This window comes from Bradyrhizobium genomosp. I (2014) (assembly GCF_000261685.1).
Classification (GTDB): domain Bacteria; phylum Pseudomonadota; class Alphaproteobacteria; order Rhizobiales; family Xanthobacteraceae; genus Bradyrhizobium.
Genome location: NZ_AJQE01000446.1, coordinates 1 through 5927 on the forward strand (window position 1 = coordinate 1; position 5927 = coordinate 5927).

At 57.7% G+C, this 5927-nt stretch carries 6 protein-coding genes and 1 pseudogene; 5 read left to right on the forward strand and 2 right to left on the reverse strand.

All coding sequences use genetic code 11. From position 1 onward, the window contains the following. Positions 1-302 precede the first annotated feature (302 nt). The 4 genes and pseudogenes from IC50_RS37630 to IC50_RS37640 all read left to right on the forward strand — a co-directional run bounded on the left by IC50_RS37630 (position 303) and on the right by IC50_RS37640 (position 3014). Positions 303-1109, forward strand: coding sequence for a glycoside hydrolase family 12 protein (locus IC50_RS37630; protein WP_011084471.1), 807 nt, complete (start codon positions 303-305; stop codon positions 1107-1109). Between the two features lie 81 nt (positions 1110-1190). After that, positions 1191-1369 (forward strand): annotated as a pseudogene (locus IC50_RS39925) (IS21 family transposase); the annotation flags it as partial. Between the two features lie 63 nt (positions 1370-1432). Further along, a complete protein-coding gene (locus tag IC50_RS37635; RefSeq protein ID WP_011084472.1) occupies positions 1433-2428 on the forward strand; it encodes an IS110 family transposase in 996 nt (331 codons plus the stop codon). 385 nt (positions 2429-2813) lie between these two features. Further along, positions 2814-3014: a hypothetical protein gene (locus IC50_RS37640; RefSeq protein WP_035668701.1), complete on the forward strand. Its 201-nt coding sequence runs from the start codon at positions 2814-2816 to the stop codon at positions 3012-3014. A gap of 59 nt (positions 3015-3073) precedes the next feature. Here IC50_RS37640 and IC50_RS42270 read toward each other — a convergent pair whose 3' ends face one another. After that, positions 3074-3271, reverse strand: a complete 198-nt coding sequence (locus IC50_RS42270) for a hypothetical protein (RefSeq protein ID WP_018648883.1) — start codon at positions 3269-3271, stop codon at positions 3074-3076. A gap of 262 nt (positions 3272-3533) precedes the next feature. Between IC50_RS42270 and IC50_RS43630 the strand changes: the two genes are divergently transcribed. Continuing rightward, on the forward strand, positions 3534-4949 hold the full coding sequence (locus tag IC50_RS43630; protein ID WP_223153753.1) for a hypothetical protein: 1416 nt from the start codon (positions 3534-3536) through the stop codon (positions 4947-4949). 401 nt (positions 4950-5350) lie between these two features. Here IC50_RS43630 and IC50_RS41885 read toward each other — a convergent pair whose 3' ends face one another. Further along, complete coding sequence (locus IC50_RS41885; RefSeq protein ID WP_014498031.1) at positions 5351-5797, reverse strand: hypothetical protein; 447 nt, start codon at positions 5795-5797, stop codon at positions 5351-5353. Between the last annotated feature and the right edge of the window lie 130 nt (positions 5798-5927).

A 5927-nucleotide genomic window follows, 5' to 3' on the forward strand; every position in this document is an offset into this window, starting at 1 on the left:
CGGCGGTCGATTAAGTTGACGATGCCCCCTGATGAGCCAGAGCCTCCCTTCTCGAAAAGCCTGATCAGTCTCAAATTGTCTGACGACGGACAATCGTTGCCACTGTCTCAGCCAGGCTGCTGTCATCCGAAAGACGGCAAATCCGGGCGCGGGTCCACCCTTCTTCCCGAGCTCGTCAGCTTCTCGAAAGCCAACCTTCCTAGCATTCAAGCCCGGTCTCTAGATGCCGATGCCGCCCATGCTGAACTAGGGGGCCCGCTAGTGGATCTGCAGGAGATTTTGTTATCAGAAAGGAGAGCTTTATGGATTCCAATCGGATAAGCGGTGCCGGCGCGCAAGGGTCTCCAACGGGTTACGTCCGGACACAGGAGGATCATGATCTATTTAGGCAGGCCGCGAATGAAGCCCGGTCATTATCATCTGCCGGGCCTGTGTCGGCACAGACGCCGATTTGGCGTTCGAGCGCTCCATACGGAAGCTTTTCACGCGATGGCTACTCTTGGAACAACGACGTATGGGGCCCGCACCCTGGGCCTCAGACGATTTCGGTGAGTGCAGCCAACCGGTGGAGCGTGTGGTCGAACCAGCCCAATACTCCTGGCATCAAGAGCTATCCGCACGTGGCTTTCAATATCGGGAAACCGCTCAGCTCAATCAACACTCTGAGCTCGAGCTTCAATCAGGAAGTTCCCACTGGCGGCGCCTGGGATGTCGCCTACGATATCTGGGACAGCTCAGACCGACATGAGATAATGCTCTGGACAAACTACACCGGAAACTCGGACGGGAGCGGCAACGTTAAGCCCATTTCATATCATTATGCCCCTTCCGGTGCGGCGATTCCGGTCTACAGCAATGTCAATGTAGGCGGGGCGACTTGGAACGTGTTTGAAGGCGAAGGCTCCGATGGTCACAAGGTCATCTCATTGCTGCGCACTTCGAAGACCAACAGCGGGACAGTGGACATCAAGAGTATCCTGCAGTGGATCAAGTCGAAGGGGTACTTTGGCGACATAAACGTCGGTAGCGTCCAATACGGCGTCGAGATTACCTCGTCCCCGGGGGGAAAGAACTTCAATTTCAACAACTGGTCCGTGACTTCGAAGTGAAGTCCGCGCGGGCGGTAAGGTGAGCTGCGCTATGCCAATGAGCCACGCTGACTGACGGCCTTGGCTTGCCGCTCACATCCCGACCGCCACGATCCCGGCCTCAACCGAACCTATGCCGAGATGGCAAGCCATTACGGCACGGCCATCTCGCAGCCCGGCCGCGGCGCCCAAAAGATAAGGCAAAGGTCGAAGTTGCGGTGCAAGTCGCGCAGCGATGGATTTTGGCGCGGCTGCGCAACCAACGCTTCTTTTCGTTGGCGTGACTTGCCACTGAGCATTTCCTCCAGAAGGATTCAGAGTCCGCCCCGAAGAAGGACGGACAGATGAAGCGAGCAAGGTTCACGGAAGAGCAGATTATCGCAGTGTCGAAGGCGCATGAGGCCGGGGCGAAGACGGCCGACCTAGCTCGCAAGCACGGGGTCTCCGAAGCGACGATCTACAATTGGAAGGCCAGCTCGCAATGGTTGGCACGCAAGATCGCCGCGATGGGGCATACCGTCCGCATTATTCCGGCTCAATTCGTCAAGCCTTATGTAAAGTCCAACAAAAGTGACATCATCGATGCCGCAGCGATCGCGGAAGCAGTGACGCGACCAACAATGCGCTTCGTCGAAATACGGTCGCCCGAACACATTGACCTGCAAGCGCTGCATCGTGTTCGCGATAGGATGATTTCGCAACGGACGTGCCTCATAAATCAGATGCGCGCTTTTTGCCTTGAATATGGGATCGCTATTCACCAGGGCGCCGGCAAGTTCAAGGCAGATCTGCCGAGGGTTTTGGCAGATGAATCGAATGATCTAACGTCGGCCATGCGTCGCATTCTTGCATCTACATTCGACGAGCTGCGGCAGCTGGAGCTGCGGATTGCTGAAGTCAACCGCGAGATTGAGGCGATTGCCTCTCAAAGCGATACTGCACGTCGATTAATGACTATCCCGGGCATTGGGCCACTCGCGGCGACAGCGCTTTTGGCAGCAGCTGGATCTGCCCCACAGTTCAAAAAGGCCCGCGATATGGCAGCTTGGCTGGGTCTTGTTCCTAGAGAATACTCTACGGGAGGCAAAACGAAGCTCCTGGGGATAAGCAAGCGCGGCAACCGATATCTGCGCCGGATGATCATCCACGGCGCCCGCTCCTGCGTGACACATCTTGATCGCTCGCGATATCACCTTGGCGCCTGGCTTGATGGACTTCAGGCACGCATGCACACTAACAAGGTCACCGTCGCCTTGGCGGCAAAGATTGCGCGGATCGCATGGGTAGTGATGACTAAGCCCGGCGCAAGCTACGAACGGCGGGATCCGGCCTTTAGCTGATCCCGTTTGTTCCAGACTGCGACCCTACCGTACGGTCTGGGAGTAAAAGGGGTGCAAAAAAGGATTTCAATATCAACTAGATGTACAATCGAATCGGTCTTGAAGCGGAAGTCGGGTCATCGAGTCGTTCTTAAAGTCGCAATCGAGTCGTTCTCAAAACGCGAGCTCCAGGAATATCAACGGGATAGCCGAGTCGTTTTCAAAGTGGCCTCACACAAATATGTGCGAACACTTTGAAAACGACTCGATTTCGTTTTCGAATCGACTCGATCTCAGAACTCCCTGATCAGCCTGCCGAATGGGGTCCGAAAAAGTGAGGGGGTCTAATCAGCTTCGTCGCGTCTGCAACGCCTGCACCTCCCATCCAATCGCCATCGAGGACGACATGAAGCAGCCAGCATCGACGTTCGTGTTCCATGAACAGGAAGTCGCCGGCGTCGCGTTTCGCGCCATGGTCGAGACCGGACGCGTGGTGCTGCAGATGCAGAACTCGAGCGGTCGCGAGTCCAGTGTTGACCTCATCGCGAGGCATTCGCCCTGCCGTGTCTCTGCTACGCCGAAGATGGCTGGCAGCGTCGCGGCATGATTTCAGGCCCGCGGGGCTGGGCCGTCTGTCACGACACCGCGCGCGAGCCACGTATGTTTCTAGGATACCTTCACTCCGACGACGTGCGCCTTCTGAACCACGAATTCGGCCTCCATCGAAGGAACTTCCTTGGTCATCAACTTCAGTTCAAGGATTCGATAGCTGGCCGGGCGCTGAAGCAGATCATGCTGCATGATCCGGTTCGCGCGGCCCTTTTCCGCAAGGCCGACGCGTCGCTGGATAACTGGGCCGAGCAAGTCGCTTCCGAAAAGCCGGCGTGCCCCACACGACTGGCGATCCAAAGACGCGAGCTTACTCGACTCGGGAAGCGTCCGAGGGAGGGTGTTTCCTCCCTTCGGCCATCACCTTATCCGTTGACCGTCGGCTACTTTTCTGACTCAATCAAGCCGTTTATGGACCGGTCTTAACAACCTCGGGGGCGGCATGGATTCGATCCTTCGCGTTCTGATGCCCTTCTTCGGGCCGAAGAACTATTCTGAGATGCTCTAGAAGAACGCTTTGGCGGATTTCTGGCTGACCTTAGCCTGCTCGTTCCTGGTGAGGTACGATCCTTGGATTAACGGTCTTTTCTTGCGAGTTGAGCATCTGCCCGGCGTCAAGGAATTCGCCACGGCTATTAAAGCTCCTGAGGTGAACGTGGGCGGCTTCGCGCTTGCTTTGCTGGTGCTCATCTTCAGCAGGGTCACCCGATTCCATGATCGGATTTCGGACATATTTAAGATCAGGGCGAGGTTCGACCGCGCTAACATCCTTCTCCCTCTGGCTGTCATGTCGGGTGCGCAGATGTCGGCCCGTCAGGTGGCAAATCTCAAACGCGACCGCCATCCCCTCGTGAGAGCGACGTTCTACAAATACGCGTCCAGCCGAAGCGAACATCCGCTCGTCGACAAGCACGACATCGAAAGCGCATTGGAGGCTTGGCACATATTGGGTTGCCTTGGAGTGGCTCTTCATACTCACAGGCTTCGCGGTCTTATCCGCCTTCGCCAGGGCAGCTTGGTTTCTGATCATTTTTTGGACCGCCTCGATGGCCGCGCTTCTATTTATACATCTTCGGTATGGATTGCTGGAACGAAGGGCGGATCCCCAGATCCAACAGATAGCCGGGAATGCCGAGGCAAGTGCAGGCAACCGCCAAGCATTCACAGAGGCGGCCATCTGATGTGGTACAAGATCGGGAAGGATATCATCGTCCGGAACGAAAACGCAGCCAAGCCGGAAACACAGAGTTCGGCCTATCTTAAGAAGCTGATCTCGCGTCTCGAGCCAATTCATTCCAGCTTCGACTTTGGCTGCGGCAAACTGCGTTACGAACGGGCAATAGCCAAAACCACCGGCGAACTTGCGTTGGTGGATTCGGAAGTGCAGCTTTCAAGGGGTCAAATGATCCGCGGTCGTTCGACCACCATCCGCGATTACGTCGGCAAATCAAATCACGTCCACGCCCTCACCGTGGGTCAGTTTGCCTCCCATGACCGGAGATACGACCGCGGCTTCTGCATAAACGTTCTTTCTGTGATCCCATCGGCAAGCGTGAGACTTGGCATCGTTCAACTGATGAGAGCTAAGCTAAAGCCAAACGGCACTTGCTTGTTTGTGACGCTCTATCGCAATTCTGATTTTACAAGGATGCAGAATCTCCCGAATTGTCAACCATACGGCAACGGCTTCCTCATGGACTCGCTTAGGGGCCATTCCTTCTACGGCCTCATCCCGCCGGACGATCTCGCCGGATTGGTTAAGCGTGCAGGCTTCTCGGTCGAGTCGATCGTGCTGGATGAAGGCTCCGCATACCTGTGGGCCCGAACTCCGGACGGGCGACCTGGACCGATCAATTTCGAAATCCGTGAAACTGCGGAGAACTTTCAGATTCGATCTCAGCCAAGCGTGAGCAACCGCAGCTCGGCAAGGTAGACCAGGCCGGCAGAGACGGCGCTTGGATCCTGAGCAGCAGCCGCGGGGGCTCAAGTCACATCGACGACCTGTCCCGCTTAGGTTCGTCTGCTTCCGATAGTCGGCGATCTGCTGTCTGTAGTGGCCGATGCTCGGCGCATCCGGAGCCACGTCGCTCTTCCAATCGACGACCGCGTCGATGGCGCCGGCCTCGTCGAACGCGATCGCGTCAACCTGTCCGGAGAGCAGGACCTTGCCGCCTTCGTGAGTCTGGCTTCCGAACAACGGGAGCTCGGGGGCGAGACGCGGTCGCGGCGTCACGACGTCCGGAAGAGCGAGCGTCCGCAGCACCGTGGCGGTCAGTTCGACGGCGCTGATGCCCATCTTCGGATCCTCCGCCGGTTCGTGCCCCATCTGCCGGATCAGTTCCGCAGCCCGCGTTTCAAGTCCGCCCTGGCGTCGCAGGCTTCTCCGGTCAGCACCTCCTCGATTAGCTTGTGAAGGATGGTGCCACGCGTCGAACTTCTGAGAACGGCAGCAGGCTCCGCAGCGCCGGTTTCCGGAATTTCCCCGCTTTCGATCTTCGCTTCTGGCTCGTCCACCTGATCAAGTTCGCTCCGGCTCGGGCGACGCCAGATCACGGTCTTGCGCACATCGAAGATAGCGGTCGCCTCGGCGGCGAAGGTCTCGCGGGTCTGCCCGTTCTCTAGCGGCGTGACGTTCCTTTCCTTCGCGGTGCCGACGTCGTTCGGGTTGATCGCCGGGAGACCAGCCAGGCCCAAATCGACGAGCTTCGCCCAGCACTTGTCCGACAGGTCGGCGGAGTGCCTAGGCAGGATCAGCAGGTCGCGCGCCCGGGTCGCGGCCACGTACCAGAGGCGTACGCGCTCGCGCCGCTGCTGCTGCCGCGGTGACGGTGTTGCCCCACGGATTGGCCGAGGAGACAATCACGGATTGAGCAGTTGCGGAGGCTGTCCACGTGAATACGGCCCTTACACG